This is a genomic window from Glycomyces sp. NPDC049804, from assembly GCF_040674615.1.
GTDB lineage: Bacteria > Actinomycetota > Actinomycetes > Mycobacteriales > Micromonosporaceae > Glycomyces > Glycomyces niveus.
The window spans coordinates 19,365-41,729 of the sequence record NZ_JBFAMQ010000004.1 but is presented as its reverse complement, the minus strand read 5'-3'; the positions used below and the strand labels follow the sequence as shown (position 1 = coordinate 41,729).

Annotated in this window: 23 protein-coding genes; 5 read left to right on the top strand and 18 right to left on the bottom strand. The window is 70.3% G+C overall.

The window, feature by feature from the left end:
* Positions 1 to 162: 162 nt before the first annotated feature.
* The 7 genes from AB0K52_RS07080 to AB0K52_RS07050 form a co-directional block, all read right to left on the bottom strand.
* Positions 163 to 828 carry a hypothetical protein gene (locus AB0K52_RS07080; protein WP_363527367.1) on the bottom strand — a complete coding sequence of 222 codons (666 nt, stop codon included), beginning with the start codon at positions 826 to 828 and terminating at the stop codon, positions 163 to 165.
* 240 nt (positions 829 to 1,068) lie between these two features.
* A complete protein-coding gene (locus AB0K52_RS07075; protein WP_363527364.1) occupies positions 1,069 to 2,052 on the bottom strand; it encodes a DivIVA domain-containing protein in 984 nt (327 codons plus the stop codon).
* An 83-nt stretch (positions 2,053 to 2,135) separates the two neighbouring features.
* Positions 2,136 to 2,426 (bottom strand): YggT family protein, encoded by a 291-nt coding sequence (locus AB0K52_RS07070; RefSeq protein ID WP_208494006.1) that lies wholly within the window; start codon positions 2,424 to 2,426, stop codon positions 2,136 to 2,138.
* Between the two features lie 22 nt (positions 2,427 to 2,448).
* Positions 2,449 to 3,054, bottom strand: a complete 606-nt coding sequence (sepF, locus tag AB0K52_RS07065) for a cell division protein SepF (protein ID WP_363527361.1) — start codon at positions 3,052 to 3,054, stop codon at positions 2,449 to 2,451.
* A gap of 143 nt (positions 3,055 to 3,197) precedes the next feature.
* Positions 3,198 to 3,905, bottom strand: coding sequence for a YggS family pyridoxal phosphate-dependent enzyme (locus tag AB0K52_RS07060; RefSeq protein ID WP_363527358.1), 708 nt, complete (start codon positions 3,903 to 3,905; stop codon positions 3,198 to 3,200).
* A gap of 118 nt (positions 3,906 to 4,023) precedes the next feature.
* Entirely contained in the window at positions 4,024 to 5,136 is a 1,113-nt protein-coding gene (gene ftsZ / locus AB0K52_RS07055; protein WP_208494000.1) for a cell division protein FtsZ, read from the bottom strand.
* Positions 5,137 to 5,210: 74 nt separating this feature from the next.
* On the bottom strand, positions 5,211 to 5,945 hold the full coding sequence (locus AB0K52_RS07050) for an FtsQ-type POTRA domain-containing protein (RefSeq protein WP_363527354.1): 735 nt from the start codon (positions 5,943 to 5,945) through the stop codon (positions 5,211 to 5,213).
* A 100-nt stretch (positions 5,946 to 6,045) separates the two neighbouring features.
* On the opposite strand from AB0K52_RS07050, the gene AB0K52_RS07045 reads away from it, so the two are divergent.
* The gene (locus tag AB0K52_RS07045) at positions 6,046 to 6,963 is read left to right on the top strand and encodes a siderophore-interacting protein (protein ID WP_363527351.1); all 918 of its coding nucleotides are present in this window, start codon (positions 6,046 to 6,048) and stop codon (positions 6,961 to 6,963) included.
* 53 nt (positions 6,964 to 7,016) lie between these two features.
* Here the strand turns inward: AB0K52_RS07045 and murC are convergent, their stop codons facing one another.
* The 8 genes from murC to AB0K52_RS07005 form a co-directional block, all read right to left on the bottom strand.
* On the bottom strand, positions 7,017 to 8,429 hold the full coding sequence (gene murC / locus AB0K52_RS07040) for a UDP-N-acetylmuramate--L-alanine ligase (RefSeq protein ID WP_363527348.1): 1,413 nt from the start codon (positions 8,427 to 8,429) through the stop codon (positions 7,017 to 7,019).
* Entirely contained in the window at positions 8,426 to 9,538 is a 1,113-nt protein-coding gene (locus tag AB0K52_RS07035; RefSeq protein WP_363527345.1) for a UDP-N-acetylglucosamine--N-acetylmuramyl-(pentapeptide) pyrophosphoryl-undecaprenol N-acetylglucosamine transferase, read from the bottom strand. The genes murC and AB0K52_RS07035 overlap by 4 nt, the downstream gene beginning before the upstream one ends.
* A gap of 2 nt (positions 9,539 to 9,540) precedes the next feature.
* Positions 9,541 to 10,839: a putative lipid II flippase FtsW gene (ftsW, locus tag AB0K52_RS07030; RefSeq protein WP_363527342.1), complete on the bottom strand. Its 1,299-nt coding sequence runs from the start codon at positions 10,837 to 10,839 to the stop codon at positions 9,541 to 9,543.
* Entirely contained in the window at positions 10,836 to 12,200 is a 1,365-nt protein-coding gene (murD, locus tag AB0K52_RS07025) for a UDP-N-acetylmuramoyl-L-alanine--D-glutamate ligase (protein ID WP_363527339.1), read from the bottom strand. Before murD ends, ftsW begins: the two co-directional genes overlap by 4 nt.
* Positions 12,201 to 12,203: 3 nt before the next feature.
* Positions 12,204 to 13,328: a phospho-N-acetylmuramoyl-pentapeptide-transferase gene (gene mraY / locus AB0K52_RS07020; protein ID WP_363527336.1), complete on the bottom strand. Its 1,125-nt coding sequence runs from the start codon at positions 13,326 to 13,328 to the stop codon at positions 12,204 to 12,206.
* Positions 13,325 to 14,734 carry a UDP-N-acetylmuramoyl-tripeptide--D-alanyl-D-alanine ligase gene (gene murF, locus AB0K52_RS07015; RefSeq protein WP_363527333.1) on the bottom strand — a complete coding sequence of 470 codons (1,410 nt, stop codon included), beginning with the start codon at positions 14,732 to 14,734 and terminating at the stop codon, positions 13,325 to 13,327. The genes mraY and murF overlap by 4 nt, the downstream gene beginning before the upstream one ends.
* A 45-nt stretch (positions 14,735 to 14,779) precedes the next feature.
* The gene (locus AB0K52_RS07010) at positions 14,780 to 16,240 is read right to left on the bottom strand and encodes a UDP-N-acetylmuramoyl-L-alanyl-D-glutamate--2,6-diaminopimelate ligase (RefSeq protein ID WP_363528358.1); all 1,461 of its coding nucleotides are present in this window, start codon (positions 16,238 to 16,240) and stop codon (positions 14,780 to 14,782) included.
* A 107-nt stretch (positions 16,241 to 16,347) separates the two neighbouring features.
* Positions 16,348 to 16,866 carry a MarR family winged helix-turn-helix transcriptional regulator gene (locus tag AB0K52_RS07005; protein WP_363527330.1) on the bottom strand — a complete coding sequence of 173 codons (519 nt, stop codon included), beginning with the start codon at positions 16,864 to 16,866 and terminating at the stop codon, positions 16,348 to 16,350.
* Between the two features lie 249 nt (positions 16,867 to 17,115).
* Between AB0K52_RS07005 and AB0K52_RS07000 the strand changes: the two genes are divergently transcribed.
* Both AB0K52_RS07000 and AB0K52_RS06995 read left to right on the top strand, forming a co-directional pair.
* The gene (locus AB0K52_RS07000) at positions 17,116 to 18,144 is read left to right on the top strand and encodes a hypothetical protein (protein ID WP_363527327.1); all 1,029 of its coding nucleotides are present in this window, start codon (positions 17,116 to 17,118) and stop codon (positions 18,142 to 18,144) included.
* 88 nt (positions 18,145 to 18,232) lie between these two features.
* Positions 18,233 to 19,447, top strand: a complete 1,215-nt coding sequence (locus tag AB0K52_RS06995) for an Ig-like domain-containing protein (RefSeq protein WP_363527324.1) — start codon at positions 18,233 to 18,235, stop codon at positions 19,445 to 19,447.
* Between the two features lie 51 nt (positions 19,448 to 19,498).
* Here AB0K52_RS06995 and AB0K52_RS06990 read toward each other — a convergent pair whose 3' ends face one another.
* Both AB0K52_RS06990 and AB0K52_RS06985 read right to left on the bottom strand, forming a co-directional pair.
* A complete protein-coding gene (locus AB0K52_RS06990; protein ID WP_363527322.1) occupies positions 19,499 to 19,843 on the bottom strand; it encodes a DUF3817 domain-containing protein in 345 nt (114 codons plus the stop codon).
* The gene (locus AB0K52_RS06985; RefSeq protein ID WP_363527319.1) at positions 19,840 to 20,202 is read right to left on the bottom strand and encodes a hypothetical protein; all 363 of its coding nucleotides are present in this window, start codon (positions 20,200 to 20,202) and stop codon (positions 19,840 to 19,842) included. The genes AB0K52_RS06990 and AB0K52_RS06985 overlap by 4 nt, the downstream gene beginning before the upstream one ends.
* 65 nt (positions 20,203 to 20,267) lie before the next feature.
* Between AB0K52_RS06985 and AB0K52_RS06980 the strand changes: the two genes are divergently transcribed.
* Positions 20,268 to 21,176 carry an acyltransferase domain-containing protein gene (locus AB0K52_RS06980; RefSeq protein WP_363527316.1) on the top strand — a complete coding sequence of 303 codons (909 nt, stop codon included), beginning with the start codon at positions 20,268 to 20,270 and terminating at the stop codon, positions 21,174 to 21,176.
* A 45-nt stretch (positions 21,177 to 21,221) separates the two neighbouring features.
* Here the strand turns inward: AB0K52_RS06980 and AB0K52_RS06975 are convergent, their stop codons facing one another.
* A complete protein-coding gene (locus AB0K52_RS06975) occupies positions 21,222 to 21,713 on the bottom strand; it encodes a cupin domain-containing protein (RefSeq protein ID WP_363527313.1) in 492 nt (163 codons plus the stop codon).
* Between the two features lie 163 nt (positions 21,714 to 21,876).
* On the opposite strand from AB0K52_RS06975, the gene AB0K52_RS06970 reads away from it, so the two are divergent.
* Entirely contained in the window at positions 21,877 to 22,365 is a 489-nt protein-coding gene (locus AB0K52_RS06970; RefSeq protein WP_363527310.1) for an Rrf2 family transcriptional regulator, read from the top strand.

The following is a 22,365-nucleotide window of genomic DNA, read 5'->3' as shown; positions in this document are numbered from 1 at the left end:
CGTCAGGCCCCGCCGAGGCGGGGGCCTGCCGCGCAATTAAGCACACAGGATACGCAAGTCCTGCAAGTAGGTCAATTACTTCGAGAACTTGTGTCCGGACTGCGCGTTACCGGGAATGCGAATGGAGAGGAGCGGGCGGAGAGCAACCCTTTGCCGATCGGCTCAGCGCCCGGCGGTCGGCACCAGCAGCAGACGCGACACCGGCTCGCACATCCCGCACGGGGTGAAGCCCAGCTCCAGGGCCTCCGAGACGGCCAGCGGCTCGTGGTCGCGGCCGGTGAGGTGCGCGCACAGCGCGTGGTGGAAGCGGGGGCGGCCGTCGACGACCGCGACCTCGGTGTCCAGGCGCATGAGCGCCGCCGATTCGACGCTCGACATGCGCTGCTCGGTCGGCTCGTCGGCCATCGATTCGGGCGCGCGGTGGCGGCTGCCCTCGCCGCGCGACTGGCGCGGCGGCACGTCCTCGAAGCGCAGCTCCGGGTCGCGGTCCACCGCGTAGTCCGTGGGCTCGAAGACCTTGCCCTCGAGCAGCGGCATCTCCGTGGTCGGGGTGTCGTCCGCCCCGATCCGGCGGAACTGCTGGGTGTCGTCGGCGTCGCGCCACCGGTCGCGTTGGCGGCCCGGGGCCGCCGACGGGGCGTGCTCGCCACGGCGCGGGGTGACGCGCGGGCGCTGGGCGCCCCGGCCGCGGATCCCGATGTACAGGGCCGCGCCGGCGGCGAGGCTCGCCGCGATGGACGAGACCAGCAACTGGTTGTTCCCGGTGATCATGCCAGTGACCAGCAAGACCGCCGCGGTGACGAGGATCAGCAGGCTGCTGACGATCACGTCGATTCCTCCCCTGCGCGCGGGTAGCGGGGCCCTCGCGCGGTCCTTCGCGGCCCCCTGCGGGGACCGCGGCATCGTTGAAGCATGGTGCGGCGGTGAGGGCGGCGGTTCGCACCGCGCCCTCACCCGCTCAACCATGACTAACGAGGCGATCCCCGTTCAGGTTATGGCCCGGCGCCGCCAATCTGCGGCGCGCCCGAGCCGACCCGGAGGAGGTGTCCCGGGGAGGAGCGGGAGGGGTTACCCGCGCCCGCCCTGCATCACGAACGCGGACCTGGCACCGGTGCGCTCGCTCGGGGGCGTCTGCTGCGGGGCCTCCTCGAAGCCCTCGTCCTCGGACCGGCCCTGCTGGCCGTTGAGGTCGCGCAGCTGGCTCTCGAGGTAGAGCTTCAGGCGCGTGCGGTACTCGCGCTCGAAGGTCTTCAGCTCCTCGATGTTCTTCAGCAGCGACGAACGGGAGTCCTCCAGCTGGCCGATGACCTTCTGGCGCTCCTGCTCGGCTTCCATCTCCATGCGCTCGGCCTTGTCGCGGGCCTGGCCCACCAGGTCCTCGGCCGCGGCGCGCGACTCGGTGACCAGGGACTCGGACTCGCGCTGGGCGTCGGTCAGGAGGGCCTTCGACTCGCGCTGGGCCTCGGCCATCATGGCCTTCGACTCGCGCTGCGCCTGCGAGACCATCGTCTGCGCCTCGCGCTGGGCCTCGGACACCATGGACTGGGCCTCGCGCTGCGCCTCGCCGAGCACGGTGTCGGCCTCCCGGCGGGAGTCCTCCAGGTGCTCGTCCGCGGTGCGCTGGGCGACCATGAGGAGGCGCAGGGCCTCCTGCTCGCCGCCGCCGGCAGGGGCCGAAGCGTCCTGCTGCGGGCCGCGCTGGGCCAGTTCCTGCTGGAGCTGCTGCGCCTGCTGCTGCGCGGCCACCATCTCCTGGTGCATCGCGTGCAGCTCGGCGTCGAGCTCCTGGAGCTGCTGCTCCATGGCGTGCTTCTCCCGCTGCACCCGGTCGAGTGCGGCGGCCATCTCGGCGTGGTCGGCTGCCCCGGGGGGAGCGCCGGCGCGGAGACTCTCGAGCTGTGCGCGAAGTTCGCCGTTCTCGTCGCTGAGGCGTGCGAGCTCCCGCTCGACCTCATCGAGGAAACCGTCGACCTCGTCCTCGTCGTATCCGCGCTTCCCGAGCATGGGTTTCTTGAACGTGACGTTGTGAACGTCGGCTGGGGTCAGCGGCATTCGAAACTCCTTCTCAGCTGTTCGCCTGGCGCGCAAAGCCACTCAACACGATAACCGTGTCTCGCACCCCCGCCCGGCGCCGCTCAGATGTTCCGTCCGACCACCAGGTCCATCAGGATCCACGTGATCAGGAGCAGCGCCAGGAACGCCAGATCAATCGATACAGTACCAAGCCTGAGAGGCGGAATCACCTTCCTCAACCCCTTCAGGGGAGGGTCCGTCACGCTGTAGACCGTCTCGAGCAGGGCCGCGGACTTGGGTCCGGGCTCCCAGCGGCGGGAGAACTGCACGACGACGCTGCACACCAGTCGGGCCAGGAGGAAGAGGTAGAACGCGAAGAGCGCCAGATAGATCAGCTGCAGTGCCAGGTTCACGGTTCGCAGTGTATCCCTCGGATCACGACTGGTTGAAGAACCCGCCCTCGGCGATCTTGGCCTTGTCCTCCGCGGTCACCTGGACGTGGGGCGGCGAGAGCAAGAACACGCGGTTCGTCACCCGCTCGAACGAGCCCCGGGTCCCGAAGATGAGGCCGGCGGCGAAGTCGACCAGGCGCTTCGCGTCGGCCTCCTCCATCTCCGAGAGGTTCATGATCACGGGGGTGCCGTCCCGGTAGCGCTCGCCGATGGTCCGCGCCTCGTTGTACGTGGTCGGGTGCAGCGTCGTGATCCGGTAGTTCGCGGGCTCCTCCTCGGCCGGGACCGGCCGCACGGTGGCGGGCTCGGCCAGCGCGAGGTTGTCACGCGTCAACGTCTCGCGGGGACCGGTCTCGCGGGAGAGCGGCGTGACCGAACCGGAGCCGCGGTTGAGCTGGCGGACGGGGCGGTCCTCCGAAGGGGTCCGGCCGACCCGGCCGGTCGTGCGCTGCGCGCCCCGCGCCCGCTGGGGAGCCGCCTGCTGCTCCTCGGCGAACTCGTCGTTCTCCTCGTAGCCGTTGCCGTAGCCGCGATCGTCCTCGTCCTCGATGAGGCCGAGCCAGATGCCTGCCTTCCGCATCGCGCCCATCGATCGTGCTCCCTCCTCGGGCCGCGCCCCTGTTGAGTCAGGTACGCGGTCTCATCCTAGCGCCGACTCCTTACACGGATGTGTTTTTGCCCGACTAGTCAACCGTCATAGTACGGCCATTTGCCCCACTGCTGCCCCACACCTTACGCCATCGGTTCACGTTCGCCGAGCACGTTTCTGCCCAGTCTGACCATTGTGGCCCCGGCGAGGACGGCCTCCCGGTAGTCGCCGCTCATGCCCGCCGAGACCTCGGTCGCGCCCGGGTCGGTCCGGCGCACCGTCTCGGAGCATTCGTTCAGCAGCGCAAAGGCTCTCGCCGGTTCCCAGCCGAGGGGGGCCACGGCCATGACCCCTTTGAGGACGAGCGCTGGCGCGGCGGCGACGGCCTCGGCGAGCGCTTCTATGTCCGCGACGGGCACGCCGCCGCGGGCGGTGTCGCCGTCGAGGCTCACCTGGATGAGCGCGTTCAGGCTGCGGCCGTGGGCGTTCGCGGCGTTGCCGAGCGCGGCGGCGAGCGGGGCGCGGTCGACCGAATGCACCCAATCGGCGTACCCCGCGACGGACTTGGCCTTGTTGCGCTGGAGCTGGCCTACGAAGTGCCACACCGGTTCGAGTCCGGCGGCGGCGAGTGCCGCGGCCTTGGGGGCGGCCTCCTGGTCGCGGTTCTCCCCCAGGTCGGTCTGGCCGAGTTCGACGAGGGTCGCCGCATCGGAGGAGGGAAAGGTCTTCGTGACGACGATGAGGCGGACCGAGTCCGGCTCGCGGCCCGCGTCGGAGCAGGCGGCCGCGATGGCCTCGCGTGTCCGGTTGAGGTTGTCCCGCAACTGGTCTCGGCGAGATCGGGTGGTCAAGTGCTGAGGTCCTAGCGAATCGGGAGGGGCTGCGGCCTGAACGGTGGGCGGCGCTGCGAATGCATGTCGGCCCGGGCGGCGGCCGCCGAGACGTTGCCGGTCTCGACGGTCGCCGCCGCTAGAAGCCGTCTTTCAGAAAGGCCGGGACGTCGACGTCGTCGAACAGGACCTTGCCGTTGCTCGACTCGCGCTCCGGCTCGGGCTTGGCCTCGCGCACCGGCTCGGGCTTCTGCTCGGGCAGTGCGGAGATCCGGGTCGGCTGGGCCAGTTCGAATTCGGCCTCGTCCTCGACGTCGAACCCGGCGGCGATGACGGTCACACGGGCCTCTTCGCCGAGGGCGTCGTCGATGACCGCACCGAAGATGATGTTGGCGTCCGTGTGGGCGCAGTCCGAGACGAGCTCGGCCGCGTCGTTGATCTCGAACAGGCCGAGGTCCGAACCGCCGGCGATGGAGAGCAGCACGCCGCGCGCGCCTTCCATGCTCTGCTCGAGCAGCGGCGACTCGATCGCGGCGCGGGCCGCCTCGACGGCGCGGTTCTCGCCGCGGGCCGAGCCGATGCCCATGAGCGCCGAACCGGCTCCGCTCATGACGCTCTTGACGTCGGCGAAGTCGAGGTTGATGAGGCCGGGCGTGGTGATGAGGTCGGTGATGCCCTGGACACCGGAGAGCAGGACCTGGTCGGCGAGGCGGAACGCGTCCATCATGGAGATCGAGCGGTCGCCGAGGTGCAGCAGGCGGTCGTTCGGGATGACGATGAGCGTGTCGCACTCGTTGCGCAGATCGTCTATCCCCGAGACGGCCTGGGTCTGGCGGCGCTTGCCCTCGAAGGCGAACGGCCGGGTGACCACGCCGATCGTGAGCGCGCCAAGCTTCCGGGCGATGTTGGCGATGACGGGCGCGCCGCCGGTGCCGGTGCCGCCACCCTCGCCGCAGGTCACGAACACCATGTCCGCTCCCTTGAGGACTTCCTCGATCTCGTCGCGGTGGTCCTCGCAGGCCTTGGCGCCAACTTCGGGGTTGGCGCCCGCGCCGAGACCGCGGGTCAGTTCGCGGCCGACGTCGAGCTTGACGTCGGCGTCACTCATCAAGAGCGCCTGCGCATCGGTGTTGATGGCGATGAACTCGACGCCCTTGAGGCCCGCCTCGATCATCCGGTTGACAGCATTGACGCCGCCGCCTCCGACTCCAACGACTTTGATGACGGCGAGGTAGTTGTGCGGTGGTGTCATCGCTGCTGCCTTCCTTCCCCTTCGGCCCTGGGTACGGCAAACGGATGTGCGCGCACACCCGCTCCCCCTTAACGCTAACTCACAGTGGGGGCATCTGGTGCGCTGACATCGACATGTTCGTACCCTCCGGCCAACAATCGATCGGCGACCTCGGCTTTCTGCTCGCTTTCGGAGCCGTCGCCCCACCGGAGCGTCCGTCCATCTTCGAGATACAGGGTGATCCCCGCCGGGGACGGCGCTGCCACGTGTTGGACCTCGTCGGCCAGGGCGGCCGGAAGCGACTGCAGCACTGTGAGGGTCTCGATCGTCGCGAGGTCGTTCGGTCCCGGCTCGGCGAGTTCGACCCTCCAAATTGATCCGGGCGGGGCGGCGGTCTCGTCGAATACCACACCTTCGGAATCCACCATGAGAAAAGTCTCGTCATCCGCCGGAACGGCCATATACGGCTCGCGTTCCGTGACGGCGACGCTCACCGCGTCCGGCCACGCGCGGGTGACCTCGACGGAGGCGACGGGGGCGAGCTTCGCGACCGCGGCGGCGATCGCGTCGAGGTCGGCGCCGAGCACCGAGCGGCCCACCGCGTCCTCGCCGAGCGCGGCGACCTCGTCGGGGGTGAGCACCGAGGTCCCGGTGACCTCGATCCGCTTCACCTCGAACAGGGGCGTGGTCCACACGATCACGAAGGCCAGCAAGAGGAACGCTAGGACGCTGGCGGCGATCCACCGCAGTCGCCTGTTGGGCAGCTGGCGGCGCACCACGTGGACGAGCCGCCAGGGCCCCGCTTCGGACGTGTTCTCTGGGCCGCGCATGGGTCGATGATTCCACGTCCCGGCCGTTCGGCGGTGGCGGCTCGCCCGGCCCTTCGGCTAAGGTTAGGCAAACCTTAGCCAAGAGAAGGAGGCGTGCCGCGTGGCGACGCAGACTGAGGAACAGACCGAGTCCACTGTCCGGCCGTTCGAGCTGTTCCCCGTGGCGGTGCGGGCCCTGCGGCGGTTGAGCCCCTCCTTCATACGGGTCACCTTCGCGGGCCCGACCCTCGCGCACTTCGCCGACAACGGCTACGACCAGCGATTCAAACTCATCTTCCCGGCTCAGGCCTGCGGCTTCGACAAGATGCCCACAAGCGAGCGCTGGTATTCCGAACTGCGCGCGCTCCCCGAAGAGGAGCAGTGCGGCGTCCGCACCTACACGGTGCGCGCGGTCCGCCACACCGCCGGCGAGGTCGACGTCGACATGGTGGTGCACGAGGCGCACTCCGACGACGAGTGCGGCCCGGCCCTGCGGTGGCTGCGCGACGCGGCCGTGGGCGACGAGATCCTGCTGCTCGGCCCCGACGCGCGCTGGGACGGCCCGCACGGCGGCGTCGACTTCCACGCCCCCGAGGGCGCCGAGCTGCTCATCGCGGGCGACGAGACGGCGGCCCCCGCGATCGCCGCGATCCTCGAGAACCTGCCGATCACCGCGCGCGGCAAGGCGTTCATCGAACTGCCCGAGGCGGCCGACGTGCTCGAGCTCGACGCCCCGGCGGACGTCGAGGTCGTGTGGCTCCCCCGCGACGGCGCGGTCTGGGGCGACAAGCTCATCCCCGCGGTCACCGAGGCGGCGCGGGCCATGGACTTCGCCAGGACCGGAGTGTTCGACGAGAACGACGACGAGATGATCTGGGAGGCGCCGCAAGCGGTCGCCCAGAGCGACGCGTACGTGTGGATCGCCGCCGAGACCGGCGTCGTCAAGGCGCTTCGGTTCACCGTCCGCAAGGAGCTCGGCCTCCCGAAGGAGTGCGGGGCGTTCATGGGCTACTGGCGCAACGGCGCCGCCTGGGACTAGGGCACGGCATTGCGGGGCCGCACCCTTTCGGGTGCGGCCCTTGCGTTTTGCATTTACCGCAGCAGGTCGTCCGGCATGAGCTGGACAGGCGGGGCGCCCATGGTCACGACGACGTCGCCTTCGGCCGCGAGGGCCTTCACTGCGGCGGGGACGTCCTCCCACTCGGCGACGAAGACCTTGTCGCCGTCGGGGAGGTCGACGGCGTCCAGGAGCGCCTGGCCGCCCTCGCCCGCGGGGATCTCCTCGCCGGGGCCGAAGATCTCCATGACGACCGCCTTGTCCGCCGAGGAGAGCGCCTCGGCGATGTCGGCGCGCATCTCGACGGTGCGGTAGACGCGGTAGGGCATGAAGACCACGATGAGCCGGCCGGGCGCGGCCACCTCTTTGAGGGTCTTGATGGCCTCGGTCATCGCGGTCGGGTGGTAGGCGTACTCGTCGAAGACCGCGTACCCGTCGATCTCGCCGCGCTTCTCGAAGCGGCGCTTGACCCCGCCGAACGCGGCGATGCCCGCCTGGATCTGGTCGGGCTCGAGGCCGACGTACAGGCCGACGGCGATCGCGACGGCGGAGTTGAGCGCGATGTGTCTGCCGGGCATGGGCAGGTGGAAGCGGCCGAGCACCTGGTTCTGGTACAGCACCGTGTAGTCGACGCCGTCCTTGGTGGACTCGACCTCGCCGAGCTGGATGTCGGCCCCGTCCGAGAAGCCGTAGGTGGCGACGGTGCGGCCCTCGGCGCGGAACCGCTTGGCGAGCGCGGCCGTGCCGGGGTTGTCGGCGCAGAGGACGAGCAGCCCGTCCTTGTCGGTGTTGCCGCAGAAGCGCTCGAAGGCCTCGGTGAGGGAGGCCATGTCGCCGTAGGTGTTCAGGTGGTCGACGTCGATGTTGGTGACGATGCCGATCTCGGGGCGGAAGCGCAGGAACGAGCGGTCCGACTCGTCCGCTTCGGCCACGAAGTACTCGCCGGTGCCGTGTGCCCCGGTGTGGGCGCCGATGTTCTCGCCGCCGTTCACATAGGACGGATCGAGGCCGGCGTGCGCGAGCATCTGCGAGATGATCGCGGTCGTGGTGGTCTTGCCGTGCGTGCCGGTGACGACGATCGAGCGGCGGCCGGTCATCGCGGCCGCGAGGGCCTCGGAGCGGTGGTAGACGCGGATGCCGCGCTTGCGGGCCTCGGCGACCTCCAGGTGCTCGTCGTTGTGCGCGGTCGAGCGGACCACGGTGTCGATGCCGTCGAGGTTCGAGGGCACGTGCTCGCGGTGGAGCGTGACGCCGAGGCGCTCGAGCTCGGGCAGGCTCGGCCAGTCCTTCAGCTCAGAGCCGGAAACGGGCAGGCCCCGGGTGGCGTAGAGGCGGGTGAGGCCGTTCATCCCGACGCCGCCGACGCCGATGAACAGCGTGCGGCCCAGGTCCTCCGCCGTGATGCCCTCGTCGATCGGGCTCGTCAGGTCGTTCGGGTCGTCGCTCATGCCTGTTCCAGCACTTTCAAGGTGTAGTTGCGCAGCGCCTCGTCGCCGGTGCGGCTGCCGAACGCGGCCGAGGCCCGGGACATCGCGGCGACCCGGTGCGGGTCGGTGATTACCGGGATGAGGTTCGCCTCGATCCAAGAGGGGTTGAGGTTCTCGTCGTCGCAGAACATGGCGCCGCCGGCGTCGACGACCGGCCCGGCGTTGCGGTACTGCTCCTTGTTGCCCCAGGGCATGGGGACGAAGACGGTGGGGACGCCGAGGGCGGAGACTTCGGCGACGGTCATGGAGCCGCCGCGGGCGAGCACCATGTCGGCGGCGGCGTAGCCGAGGTCCATGCGGTCGAGGTAGGGCAGGGTCCGGTACGGGACGGGGAGGCCTTCGGGGATGTGGATCGGCTCCTCGCGGCGCGCGCCGGTGATGTGGAGGACCTGGACGCCGCGGTGCGTGAGCGCCCCGGCCGCACCGGAGACGGCGTTGTTGATCGAGGCCGCGCCCTGGGAGCCGCCGTAGACGAAGAGGACGGGGCGGCGGGGGTCGAGGCCGAAGTACTGGCAGGCCTGGGCGCGCATGGCCTGGCGGTCGAGGTGGGCGATCTCAGGGCGGAGCGGCACGCCGGTGATGGTGCCGTCGGCGAGGATCGGGGAGGCCTGCGGGAGGTGGGGGAAGCCGAGGGCGAGGTTGTCGCTGAACTTGAGCGCCATCTTGTTGGCGACCCCGGGCGGGTCGTTGAACTCGAAGATGACCATGGGGGTCTTGCGGCGCCAGGCGGCGAGGTAGGCGGGGACGGCGACGTAGCCGCCGAAGCCGACCACGACGTCGGCCTGGACCTCGTCCATGATGTCGCGGGTGGCCTTCATGGCCTTGAGCATGCGGGGCGCGGTGAGCAGCAGGTCGAGGTTGATCTTGCGCGGCAGCTGGTGCGCCGGGACGTTGCGCAGGTCGTAGCCGGCCTTGGGGATGAGGTCGTTCTCGAGGCCCTTCTCGGTGCCGAGGCAGGTGACGCGGACGTGGGGGTCGTGCCGGCGGAGGCAGTCGGCGTAGGCCAGGAGCGGGTAGATGTGGCCGCCGGTGCCGCCGCCGGCGAGGACGACCGATCGAAGCTGAGGCAACGTCATGTCTTTCTGGTCGTAGTTTTCTTCTTGGTGGAGGGCTCCGGGTCGGACTCGGAGCGGGGTGCGGGCGGCAGGGGGGCCCACAGCAAGCGTACGAGACGCGAGGGGTTGCGGGCCCGCAGCGCCGTGGCGGCGTCGGGTTCGGCACGCGCGAACCCGGCGAGCATGCCCACGGCGGCGAGGATGACGACGAGCGCCGTGCCGCCGTCGGAGATGAACGGCAGCGGCACCCCGGTCATGGGGATGAGGCCGAGCACGCCGCCGATGTTGATGAAGGCCTGGCCGGCGATCCAGATGGTGACGCCGGCGGCCACGAGCGCCCGGAACGGGTCGTCGGAGCGGCGGGCGATGCGGAAGCCGGTGTAGACGAGCACGGCGAACAGCGCGAGGATGACGAGGCAGCCGACGACGCCCAGTTCCTCGGCGATGAGCGCGAAGATGAAGTCGTTGTGGCCGTTGGGGAGCCAGTCCCACTTCTGGCGGCTCTCGCCGAGGCCGACGCCGAACCACCCGCCGTCGGCGATCGCGTAGTAGCCCTGGATCGCCTGGTAGCCCCAGCTGTCGGCGAAGTCCTCGGGGCGGGCGAAGGAGATGATGCGCTGCATCCGGTAGCCCTCGAACGCGATGAGGACGGCCGAGCCGAGCAGGCCCATCGCGACGAGGACGCCGAGGATGCGCAGCGGCACGCCCGAGGCCCACAGGAGGCCGAGGAACATCGCCAGGATGATGAGCATGGTGCCGAGGTCGGCGTAGCCGATGATGATCATCAGCAGCCCGGCGATGGGGAACATCGGGATGGCCAGCTCGCGCCAGGAGGCGATGCGCGGGCCGAGGCGCACGAGCGCGTCCGCGGCCCACAGCAGCAGCGCGAACTTGGCGATCTCGGCGGGCTGGAACTGGAAGGGCCCCAGGTCGATCCACAGCTGGTCGGTGGCGAGGCCGCCGGAGCCCTCGCCGCCCGCGGCCTCCGCCTGCTTCTGGCGGATGGACATGACGACCAGGACGAGGCCGAGGAGGATCGCGACGACCAGGAGCGGCCGGGAGACCGCGCGGTAGGTGCGCGAGGGCAGGCGCTGCGCGACCCAGAAGCAGACGAGGCCGACGACGGCCCACACGACCTGCTGGAGGATGACGGCGAACGGGTCGCCGGTGGCCTCGTAGGACTCGACCATGGTGGCCGAGAAGACCATCACGAGGCCGATGGTGAGGAGCAGCGCCGAGGAGGAGAGCAGCAGGTAGTACGAGGCGAGCGGCCGGTCGAGCAGGCCGCGCAGCAACTCGGTGAACCCGCTCCTCACTCGGCCTCACCCTCGATCAGGGCTCGGGCCGCGGCGGCGAACGCGTCGCCGCGGTGGGCGTAGGAGGTGAACATGTCGTAGGAGGCCCCGGCCGGGGAGAGGAGCACGGTGTCCCCCGGCTCGGCCAGTGCGGCGGCGCGGGCGGCGACTTCGGTCATCACCGCATCGTCGCGGCCGTCGAGGACGACGACGGGGAGGTCCGGGGCGTGTCGCGCCAGCGCGTCGGCGACGAGCGCCCGGTCCTGCCCGATGAGGACGGCGCCTCGCATCTTGGGGGCGTACTGGGCGACGAGGCCGTCGACGTCGACGCCTTTGAGCTGGCCGCCCGCGACCCACACGATGGAGTCGTAGGCCGCGAGCGCGGCGGCGGCGGCGTGCGGGTTGGTGGCCTTGGAGTCGTCGACCCAGGTGACGCCGTCGTGCTCGACGAGGGTGACGTTGCGGTGCGGTTCGGGGACGTATTTGCGCAGGGCGTCGCCGATGTCGGCGTGGGTGACGCCGACCTGGCGGGCGAGTGCGGCGGCGGCGAGGGCGTTGGCGACGTTGTGCCATCCGGCGGGGTGGACGTCGTCGACCGAGCAGATCTGCACCGGTTCGGGCCCGGTGTAGTCGACGAGCCAGCCGAGGGCGACGCCGAATTGGCCGCGTTCGGGGTGGTTGAGCGTGAACCCGGTGACGTCGGCGTCGGTGTGCTTGGCGAGGGCGACGACGGACGGGTCGTCGAGGTTGACGACCGCCTGGCCGCCGCGCCAGACGGCGGCTTTGGCTTCGGCGTAGGCGTCGAAGCCGCCGTGCCAGTCGAGATGGTCGGGGGCGAGGTTGAGCACTGCCCCGGCGGTCGGCGCGAGTTCGCTGGACCAGTGGAGCTGGTAGCTGGAGAGTTCGACGGCGATGACGTCGAAGGGGCCGTTGGCGGCGTGGACGAGCGGGACGCCGATGTTGCCGAGCGCGGCGGTGCGCAGTCCGGCGGTCTCGAGCATCGCGGCGAGCATCGTCGTGGTGGTGGTCTTGCCGTTGGTGCCGGTGACGGCGAGCCAGCGGGCGGCGCCGGGTTCGCGCAGGCGCCAGGCGAGTTCGGGTTCGGAGAAGGTCTCGATCCCGGCCGCGGCGGCGGCCTGCGCGATCGGGTGGTGCGGCGGGAAGCCCGGGGAGAGCACGACCTGCTGGACGCCGTCCAGCAGTGCGGGATCGAACTCGTCGGCGACGACGCAGGTCGCGCCGCGGGCGGCGAGGGCCTGCATGCGTTCGGAGTCGCTGCGGTCGTAGACGGTGACGGCGGCGCCGCGGTCGAGCAGGATCTCGGCGCATGCGGCCCCGGCGACGCGGGCTCCCGCGACGAGGACGTTGTCGGCTATCCGCATCCGTTACCCCGCGATCCGCAGGAAGTCGGCGAAGAAGAAGCCGAGTGCGATGGCGACGCCGATGCCGGCGATGATCCAGAACCGGACGACGATGGTCACTTCCGACCAGCCGGCGAGCTCGAAGTGGTGCTGGATCGGCGACATGCGGAACACTCTTCGGCCGGTGAGCTTGAAGGAGGTCACCTGGATCATGACGCTGGCGGTGGTGATGACGAAGAGGGCGCCGAGGATCGGCAGGAGCAGGATCGTCTTGGAGGCGAAGGCGAGTCCGGCGATGAGGGCGCCGAGGCTGAGGGACCCGGAGTCGCCCATGAAGATCTGGGCGGGCGAGGTGTTCCACCAGAGGAAGCCGAACATGGCCCCGGCGGCGGCGCCGGCGATGAGGGCGATCTCGAGGGGGTCGCGGACGTCGTAGCAGAGGTTGTCGGCGGGCTGGGCGCCGCCGCACCAGTGGCGGTACTCCCAGAAGCCGATGATCATGAACGCCAGGAACGCCATCATGGACGCGCCGGTGGCGAGGCCGTCGAGGCCGTCGGTGAGGTTGACGCCGTTCGCGGTCGCGTTGACCAGGAGGATGATCAGCACGATCATGCCGATCTCGGTGATGTTGGGGCCGATGTCGCTGGTGAAGGAGATGTACGGGGTCGCGACGGTCTCGGAGATCTCGTCGGAGGTGATGGAGCCGGTGTAGTAGACGGCCAGGATGCCGAAGATGGTGGCGGCGATGGTGAGGCCGAGGACCTTGGCCTTGCCGGAGATGCCGCCGGAGTGCTTGCGGCGGATCTTGAGCCAGTCGTCGATGAAGCCGACGAAGCCGCAGGTGACGAAGAGTCCGATGAGGACGATGCCGGTGGCCGTGAAACCGGTGGGGCGGTTGAAGGTGACGCCGTCCACCGATCCGGGCAGGGCCATGAGGACGAGGTGGCCGGCCACGTAGGCGAGGACGGTGGTGAAGATGAAGACGACGCCGCCCATGGTGGGGGTGCCGGCCTTGGCGAGGTGGGTCTGGGGGCCGTCCGTGCGGATGGGCTGCCCGGCCTTCAAACGGCGGAAGGCCTTCGCCGCGAGGGGCGTCAGCGCCATGGTGAGCGCGAACGCCACGAACGCGGCGACGATTACGGCTCTCACTGGTCTTTGTCCTCCTTGGCGCGCAGGTAGTCGGCGACGTCCCAGGTCCGGTATCGGGAGCCCTTCACCAGGACGGCGTCGCCGGGGCGCAGCCGGTTCCGCAGCAGCGCGATGGCCGCGGCTTGATCGGGTACATGGGTGGCGGTGACGCCGTCGGCACCGTCCACGCTCTGCTCAAGATCGTCTCCGGCTGCGCCTTCGACGATGTGTTCGGTTCCTTCGCCCACGGCGATGACCTCGTCGAGGCCGGCGTCGCGGACCTGCTCGCCGAGGCGGCGGTGGCAGGTCTCGCTCTGCTCTTCGAGGTCGGCCATGAGCCCGAGGACCGCGATGCGGCGGCCCTCGGTGGGGAGCTGCCCGAGGGTGCGGACGGCCGCACCCATGGACTGGGGATTGGCGTTGTACGAGTCGTCGATGACGGTGGTGCCGTCGGGGCGTGTGAAGACGTCCATGCGGCGCTCGGAGAGCCGCCCGGCCTCGGAGACCCACGCGGCGACCGACTCGAGCGGGGCGTGGAGCTGCCAGAGGACCGCGATGGCCGCCAGCGAGTTGTAGACCTGGTGGAGTCCGAACTGGCGCAACCGGACTCGTGCGGTCTGGCCGTCGGGGGCGCGGACGGTGAACTGGTAGCGGCCTCCGGCGGGGTCGAGGTCCTCGGCCTTGAAGTCGGCGTCGTTGTCGATGCCGTAGGTGCGGATGGCGGCTTTCGTGGCCGCGGCCATGCGGGCGACCCGGGGGTCGTCGGCGTTGAGGACGGCGGTGCCGTCCTCGGCGAGGAAGCGCGGCAGTTCGCTCTTGGCGACGGCGGTGGTCTCGATGTCGCCGAAGCCGTCGAGGTGGGAGATGCCGACGTTGAGGACGACGCCGAACTCGGGCGGGGCGATCTCGCACAGCTGCGTGATGTGGCCGACGCCGCGGGCGGCGAGTTCGAGGACGACGTATTCGGTGTCGGGCTCGATGCGGCACACGGTGTAGGGGTGGCCGAGCTCGTTGTTGAAGTTGCCTTCGGTGGCGACGGTCTTGCCGAGGTGCGCGCAGAGCTGGCCGATGACGTCCTTGGTGGAGGTCTTGCCGTTGGAGCCGGTGACGCCGATGATGCGGGCCTTGGAGGCGGCGGCGACGTGCTTGGCGAGGCGGGTGAGCGCGGCGATGGCGTCGTCGACGTAGATCGCGGGAGTGTCGATCGGGCGGGTGGCGACGGTGGCGACCGCGCCTTGGGCGGCGGCCTTGGCGGCGAAGTCGTGGCCGTCGACCTTGTCGCCGGGGATCGCCAGGAACAGTCCGCCGGACCCGGCCTTGCGGGAGTCGTACTCGACGCCGCCGGTGACGACCGCTTCAGGGTCGGCCGTCTCGCTGAGCTCGCCGTCCATGACGGCGGCGACCTGGGCCAGGCTCATGGGGATCACGCGGCGGTCTCCTCCTGTTGTGAGTGCGAGCGGTGTACGGGAGTATCACGCTTCAAGGTCGTGCGCCGGTTTCACCCTGGCGGCGTCTCGTAGCGCACGCGCGAGGAGTTCCCGGTCGTCGCTGGCGACGAGACCGGCGGCGGTCTCGGTGGCGGTCTCGTGCCCCTTGCCGAGGAGGGCGATGGTGTCGCCGGGGGCGGCCAGCGCGGCGGCCGCTGCGACGGCGGCTTCCCGTCCGGGGATATTACGGCAGGGCACGCCTTCGACGGCGGCGGCCACCTCGTCGCGGATGCGGGCGGGGTCTTCGGTGCGGGGGTTGTCGTCGGTGACGATGACCAGGTCGGCGGCGTGCGCGGCGGCGGCGCCCATGAGGGGGCGCTTGGAGCGGTCGCGGTCGCCGCCGGCGCCGAGGATGGCGATGACCTTGCCGGGAGTGGAGTCGCGGAGGGCTTCGAGGACGGCGGTGATGGCCTCGGGCTTGTGGGCGTAGTCGACGACGCCGCGCACGGGGTTGTCGCCGGAGACGAGTTCCATGCGGCCGGGGACGCCGGTGCAGGAGGCGACGCCGGTGAGGGCGGTGGCGGTGTCGACGCCGGCGGCTTCGAGGAGGGCGACGGCGAGGGCGGCGTTGGCGACGTTGTGGCGGCCGGGCATGTTGACCAGGCCTTCGCCTTCGCCGCCGGGGGTCTTGAGGCGGAATCGCTGGGTGAAGCCGTCGCTCGTGATGTCGGAGGCGTAGTAGTCGGCGCCGGAGTCGGTGAGGGAGAACTCGAGGGTGCCGGGGCCGGCGAGGGAGGCGACGCGCTTGTCGTCGGCGTTGAGGATCGCGGTCTGGGCGCGGCCGTCGAAGAGGCGGGCCTTGGCCTCGAAGTAGTCGTCGAGGTCCTTGTGGAAGTCGAGGTGGTCGGTGCCGAACATGGTGAATCCGGCGGCGCGGAAGCGGCAGCCGGCGACGCGGCCGAGCACGAGGGCGTGGCTGGAGACCTCCATGACCACGTCGGTGACGCCTTTTTCGAGGGCGACGGCGAGGAGGGCCTGGAGTTCGGGGGCTTCGGGGGTGGTGCGGGCGGATTCGATGCGCTCGCCGGCGATGCGGGTCTCGACGGTGCCGATGATGCCGGTGGTGCGTCCGGCGTGGGCGAGCCCGGCTTCGACGAGGTAGGCGGTGGAGGTCTTGCCGTTGGTGCCGGTGATGCCGAGGAGGTTGAGGCGCTCGGAGGGGCGGCCCCAGACGCGGGCGGCGATCTCGCCGGTGAGGGCGCGGGGGTCGTCGGCGACGAGGACGGGAAGGCGGCCGTCGGCGAGGGCGGCGCCGCGCGCGTCGGTGAGGACGGCGACCGCGCCTTGCGCGGCGGCCTGGGCGGTGAACTCGGCGCCGTGGCGGTTGGCGCCGGGCAGGGCGGCGAAGAGGTCGCCGGGTGCCACGGCGTCGGCGGCGAGCGAGACCCCGGTGACGTCGAGGGCCAGTTCGGCCGCCTCGGGGAGGAGGTCGGCGAGGCCGTCGATGCAGTAGGGGACGGTCGTCTCAGGACGCGGAAAGCTCGGCACGGCCTGACCCTACACCGGTACGCACCGTCTGCGAGCCTTACACCGGCGGGGCGCACCGAAAGCGGTTACGCGGACTCCGCGCCTGTGTGGTCGGGGTGGGCGACGGGGTTGCGGTCGTGCGCGTCGAGGTTGTCCGACCAGGTGCCGAGGAGCTTGTCGAGCTCGGCGGCCTGGTCGCAGCTGATCGCGTCGAGAAAGAGCTCGCGGACCAGCGAGAGGATGCATGGCGCGGCCTGCTCCAGGCGCGCGGAGCCGTCCTCGGTGAGGTGCACCCAGATGCCGCGGTTGTCGCGGCCGCACTTCTTGCGCGAGACCAGGCCCATCTCGGAGAGCTTGTTGATCTGGTAGGTGACGGCGCTCTTGGCGGTGACGATGCTGTCGGCGAGCTCGCTCATGCGCATCGCGCGCTCGTCGCTGTCGGCGAGGCGCAGCAGGATCTCGTACTGGGTGTGGGTGATGCCGTGCTGCTCCTGGAGCCGCCGGTCGATGTGGTGCTCGAGACGGTGGGTGACCTGCAGGAACCGGGTCCACACGGAGTTCACGTCGGGCGAGAGCCAGCGGCTCTCGAAGTCTCCCGCGCTCATCGGCGGCCCCTCCTTCCTCGGTTTCGGCACCCGCCAGGGCGGCTGGTTCGAATTCGAACAATCCTATCAGGGTGAACCTTTCCGCACGGGTCTCGAGTTAGCCACGCCATAGCCGTGACCAGGACCGGTAGCCCGGCGGCTACCTGCGGTGACGCGGAATGACCCGATGCGACCGAGGAATATTCCCGTTCTACGCTGTACGCCGACCACCCGTCCCATCGGCTCCGAGCAACCGAAGGACCTCACGCCTTGAACGCCGGCACTGCCTCCCCCGCGCGCGACCGCGGCCCCAGACCGCTTCTCAGCGGCGCCAAGCGCATCCTCTCGCTTCCGATCGTGGCGCTCGCGGGCGTGGTCTTCCTGGTCGCGCCCGCCTCCCAGTCCTCAGCGCAGGAGGAGGAGGGCAACATCTCGGACGAGCTGAGCGAGGCCGTCACGGCCTATCTCGACGCACAGGACGAGCTGGAGGCACTCAAGCAGGAGCAGGAGGACCTCGAGCAGGAGCTCCAGGACTCCGAGGCCGAGTCGGCCGCGCTCAAGGTCGAGCTCGAGGAGTACGCGGCCATCGCGTCCACGACCTCCGACTTCCAGTCCACCGCCGCGCTGCTCGCCTCGGGCGACCCGCAGAACGCCATCGCGGCCATGGAGATGCTGCAGTTCCTCGGCGAGTCCCGCGCCGACCGGCTCAACGAGCTGATCGCCCGGCTCCAGGAGATCGAGGCGACCCGTGAGACCCTCGCGGACAACATCGAGGAGCAGGAGAACACCACCGAGGAGATGGAGGCGGCCCGCGACCGGGCCGCCCGCGAGCTCGCGGCCTCCGGCGGCGACGACGCCGTCGGCCCCTCCGCCTCCGACGCTCCCCCGGCCGAGCCCTTCGAAGGCGAGAGCAACGGCTGCACCGAGGAGGACCCGACCACGGACGGCTGCCTCAGCCCGCGCACGCTCCACGCCCTGGAGCAATCCCAGGTCGTGGGCTTCCGCCGGTACGTGAAGTGCTACCGCGTGTCGTCCTTCGGCGAGCACGGCAAGGGCCGCGCCTGCGACTTCTCCTCCGAGCCGGACGGGTTCAGAGGGGACGCCCAGGGCGAGGACTACGAGTACGGGCAGAACCTCGCGGCCTGGTTCGTCGAGAACGCCGATGTGCTCGATGTGCAGTACGTCATCTGGTACCGCCAGATCTGGCTGCCTTCGAGCGGCTGGAAGTCCTACAGCGGCGCGCACGGCGACCCGAACTCCGACCACACGAACCACGTGCACCTGAGCATCCGCTCCTGACGCTCGCGGCGGTTGCTTCGACCAGGGGCCGAACAGGTCACAGGTGCGAAGTAGACGCAGTGTCGCCGCCCCTGTGTACCGTGGTCCCATGAGCTTCGGACCGTCCTCCCTCTCTCGCCGCGGCGCGCTGACCGCCGGCGGCCTCGCCGTGGTGGGCCTCGCAGCGGCCTGCACGAAGGAATCGGGCACCCTCGGCCAGGACGGGGGCGACGCCACCTCCGAAGCGCCGCAGAGCGCCGCGAAGGTGCAGATCACACCCGCCGACGGCGCCGCCGACGCGACCGCCGCCACCGAGATCTCCTGGACCGTCGAAGCCGGCGAGTTCAAGGAGTTCAAGCTCACCGACGCCGAAGGCGCCGAAGTCGAGGGCGCGATGCACCCCGACGGGACCACCTGGGTCCCCGCCAGCCCGCTCGCGTGGGAGGGCACCTACACGGCCACGGTCACCGCCGACGACGCCGACGGCCTCACCGCCACCGCGACCTCGACGTTCACCACCATCGCCTCCCCGGGCAACCGCGTCTCGATCGAGAACTACCTGCCGGGCGAGGACTCCACGGTCGGCATGGGCGCGATCCTCGCGTTCCGCTTCTCCGACTACGAGATCCCCGAGGACCTGCGCGCCTCGGTCGAACGCCGCCTCTTCGTCGCCTCCGAGCCGGCGCAAGAGGGCTCCTGGCACTGGATCACCGGCCGGGCGCTCGAATACCGGCCCAAGGAGTTCTGGCAGCCGAACACCGCCGTCACCGTGCGGCTGGGCCTCGGCGGACTCGACATCGGCGACGGCCGCTACGGCGAGTTCGACGTCGAGACCGCCTTCAACATCGACGCCGAATCGCGGTACCTGGAGGCGGACAACAACACCAAGCAGATGAAGGCCTACCGCGACGGCTCCGTCGTGCAGACCATCCCGATCTCGCTCGGCTCCGACACGCCCATCGACGGCAACGACGCGCGCTCGTTCTCCGGCACCATGACCATCATGAGCCGCGAGGAGGAGTCGACCTTCGTCTCCGACCTGTACGACTACGAGACCGACGTCAAGTGGGCGATGCGCCTGACCTTCTCGGGCCAGTTCATCCACGGCGCGCCCTGGGCCGCCGACCGGCTCGGCCGCGCGAACGGCTCGCACGGCTGCCTCAACGTCTCCGACGAGATGGGCGAGTGGATCTACAACTTCGTGCGCTGGGGCGACCCGGTCATCGTCAAGAACACCGGCATCGAAGTCCCGCAAGGCGACGGCTTCACCGGCTGGACCCTCGACTGGGAGACGTTCAAGGCGGGCTCGGCCCTGCAGGCCTAGACAGACGCGAAAAGCCCGGCGAATCATCGCCGGGCTTTTCGCGGTTCCGTCTCAGACGACTTCTTCGGTGCGGACCTTCGGGTCGGCGGCCTGCGGGTGCTCCTCGAGGATCTTCCGGTGCGCCCAGCGCTCCACGAAGAACGAGGCGACCGGCACGGTGCCGCCGAGCATGAGCCCCACCGTCTGCGGCCAGAACCGCCAGCCCGCCTGCTGCGCGAGGTGGAAGGCGAGCACCAGGTAGACCATGTAGCAGAGGCCGTGGATCGGGCTGATGACCGACACCATCGTGTCGTTCCCGCCGAAGTACTTGAGCGGCATGGCCACGAGCATGAGCAGGATCAGGAAGGTGCCGACGATCCAGGCGACGATCCGGAAGCGTTTCAGAGCGGCGTTCATGCGTGGCTCCCCTGTGCGGGTTCGGTTTCGGTCGGGCGGGCGAGAAGGCTCGGCTCATGCTCTTTCCGGCGGGCCTTCAAGATGTCGCCTTCGTAAGGCGAGGTCATGGGCGGCGGCTCGGGCTTCCCGCGCCCCGGCTCCGCGGGGCGGTCCTTGCGCAGTTCCAGGCGCATCTGGCGGATCCACAGCACGAGCGTGAAGACCGCGAACAGCGGCCACTCGAACGCGTAGCCCCAGCTGATGGCGTTGCCGCCCTGCGCGCGGGAGAGCTGCCACCAGCCGAGCAGGCCGAAGGCGACCGTCAACACCACCGCGAAGCAGTGGAGGACGATCCAGGGAGCCGTCAGCAACCGTCGCACAAGGCCAGACTAAGGTGACCGACCCGATGTTGCCGCCGGGGGGCCGCGCGTGGTGACATAGGCCGGTGACTCAGGACCTGCCGCTGCCCGGCGCCGTGAAGGCGTACCCCGAACCCGACGCCGCCGACGTCCGCGAACTCCTCCTCGACTGGTGCGGCGCCGAGACCGAGGACGCCGACGACGCCGCCAAGGCCCTCGGCGCGCTCGACCCCGCCGCGCGCGAGACCGCCGACCGCCTCTACCAGTCCATCGCCGCCGACATGGGCGGGCGCAAATGGCTGAGCTGGCCCAAGCCCCCCGAGGCGCACCCGCTGCTGGGCCTGTACCCGCTGCTCGCGGCCGTCCCGGACATGCTCGCGTTCCACCGCGAGCGCGGCGTCGACGAAGAGCTGTCGCGCAAGGTCCTCTCCGACATCGGCGAGAAGCTGCGCTTCAACCGCCGCATCTACGGCCGCGCCGGGCTGGACGTCGCGAACTGGTTCACCGGGCATGTGCGCGGGGCGCTCTACCAGCTCGGGCGGCTCCAGTTCTGCGTCGAAGGCCCGGACCCGCGGCCGTTCGTGGGCATGCACATCCGCGGCGAGGGCGGGCCGCTCACGCTCGACGCGGTGCGCGACTCGGTCGAATGGGCGCTCGAGTACTTCCCGGCGGTCTTCCCCGAGCGGTACGACGGCCCCGAGGACATGGTCTTCATGTGCGAGTCGTGGCTGCTCGACCCGCAGCTGAGCGACTGGCTGCCCGAGCGGTCGAACATCCCCGGCTTCGGCGCGCTCTTCGACCTCCAAGGCCCCGGCGACCCGGCGGGCAACCGCTCCGACCTGTGGCGCTTCGTCTTCGGTCGCCCCGAGGACACGCCCGTCGACGAACTGCCGCAGGACAACACGCTCCAGCGCTCGGTCCTCGCGGGCATCAAAGCGGACGTGCCGTGGCGCAACCGCTTCGGCCGCCTCAACCTCCCGAGGCTCGGCCTCTAGACCGGACCGCAACGGCCGCAGCACTGCGCTGCGGCCGTTCGGCGTCTACTCCCCCGCGCGGGCCGACTGCCAGGCCTCGCTCGCCACGTAGTGGTTGTCGTACCGCTCCCCCGAGGCGGGGATCTCCTTCGGATCGGCCTCGCCCGCGTTGACGCGCTCGAGCAGCCGGTAGTAGTCGAACCGGTCGGCGGCCGGGGTGAAGACGGCGAGGACGTCGGCGTCGTGCCCTGCGGCGGCGCCGAACGCGTGCGGCAGGCCCGGCGGGATGCTCACGAAGTCGCCGGCCTCCAGGACGATGACCTCGTCACCGGTGAGGACCTGCAGGCGGCCGGAGATGACGAACAGCGATTCGCTGGTGCCGGTGTGGAAGTGCGAGGGCGCGCCGTCGCCGCCGGCGGGGAAGATCGAGCGGGTGACCGAGAGGGCGCCGCCGGTCTGCGAGGAGTCGGCGAGCAGGGTCATCACCGAGTCCTGGGCGTGGGCCAGCTTCTCGGCGGTGTCGGCGCGGGCGATGACGGGTGCGGGGACGGTGTCCACGGGTGCTCCTCTGGTAGGCGGACCGGCTCCTGCCGGACGTTATATCTAGACATTACATGTCCAGATAAAAATCCGCAACCCGTCCCCGGCACCAAAACCTGATGTCCAGAAGGAGTACTGCGCTGCGGCAGGCTTTACTTACCCGGACAGATAAGCTCGAGATATGAAGATCAGCGAAGGCGTCGAATGGGCCGCGCACTGCTGCCTGCTCCTGGACTGGATGGGCGTCGACGAGCCCGTCTCCACCGCGCGGCTCGCCGCCGGGTACGGCCTGCCGCCCGCCTACCTCAACAAGCAGCTCCAGCCGCTCGTCAAGGCGGGCATCCTCACCTCGACCGCGGGCAAGAAGGGCGGCTTCCGGCTCGCCAAGAGCCTCAAGGACATCACGCTCATGGACGTGCTCACCGCGATCGAGGGGCCCGCGGAGGCGTTCCAGTGCGCCGAGATCCGCCAGAACGGCGTCTGGGGCGACGAACCCGCCTCGGCGTTCCGCGCCCCGTGCGCGATCGACACCGCCATGCGCGGCGCCGAACTCGAATGGCGGCGCGCCCTCGCCGCGCAGTCCCTCGCGGCGATCCAGCAGAACGCCGAACTCCAGGCCCCGAATCTCCGCACCCAGGTTCAGGACTGGTACGCCGAGCCGAGGCCATAG

What these genes read in the sequence shown, in the direction of transcription:
- AB0K52_RS07075 (WP_363527364.1), bottom strand. Translation starts at nt 2,052, where the DNA reads ATGCCGCTGACCCCAGCCGACGTTCACAACGTCACGTTCAAGAAACCC.
- sepF (WP_363527361.1), bottom strand. Translation starts at nt 3,054, where the DNA reads ATGGGCGCGATGCGGAAGGCAGGCATCTGGCTCGGCCTCATCGAGGAC.
- ftsZ (WP_208494000.1), bottom strand. Translation starts at nt 5,136, where the DNA reads ATGACACCACCGCACAACTACCTCGCCGTCATCAAAGTCGTTGGAGTC.
- AB0K52_RS07050 (WP_363527354.1), bottom strand. Translation starts at nt 5,945, where the DNA reads ATGCGCGGCCCAGAGAACACGTCCGAAGCGGGGCCCTGGCGGCTCGTC.
- murC (WP_363527348.1), bottom strand. Translation starts at nt 8,429, where the DNA reads ATGAGCGACGACCCGAACGACCTGACGAGCCCGATCGACGAGGGCATC.
- murD (WP_363527339.1), bottom strand. Translation starts at nt 12,200, where the DNA reads ATGCGGATAGCCGACAACGTCCTCGTCGCGGGAGCCCGCGTCGCCGGG.
- AB0K52_RS07005 (WP_363527330.1), bottom strand. Translation starts at nt 16,866, where the DNA reads ATGAGCGCGGGAGACTTCGAGAGCCGCTGGCTCTCGCCCGACGTGAAC.
- AB0K52_RS06995 (WP_363527324.1), top strand. Translation starts at nt 18,233, where the DNA reads ATGAGCTTCGGACCGTCCTCCCTCTCTCGCCGCGGCGCGCTGACCGCC.
- AB0K52_RS06990 (WP_363527322.1), bottom strand. Translation starts at nt 19,843, where the DNA reads ATGAACGCCGCTCTGAAACGCTTCCGGATCGTCGCCTGGATCGTCGGC.
- AB0K52_RS06970 (WP_363527310.1), top strand. Translation starts at nt 21,877, where the DNA reads ATGAAGATCAGCGAAGGCGTCGAATGGGCCGCGCACTGCTGCCTGCTC.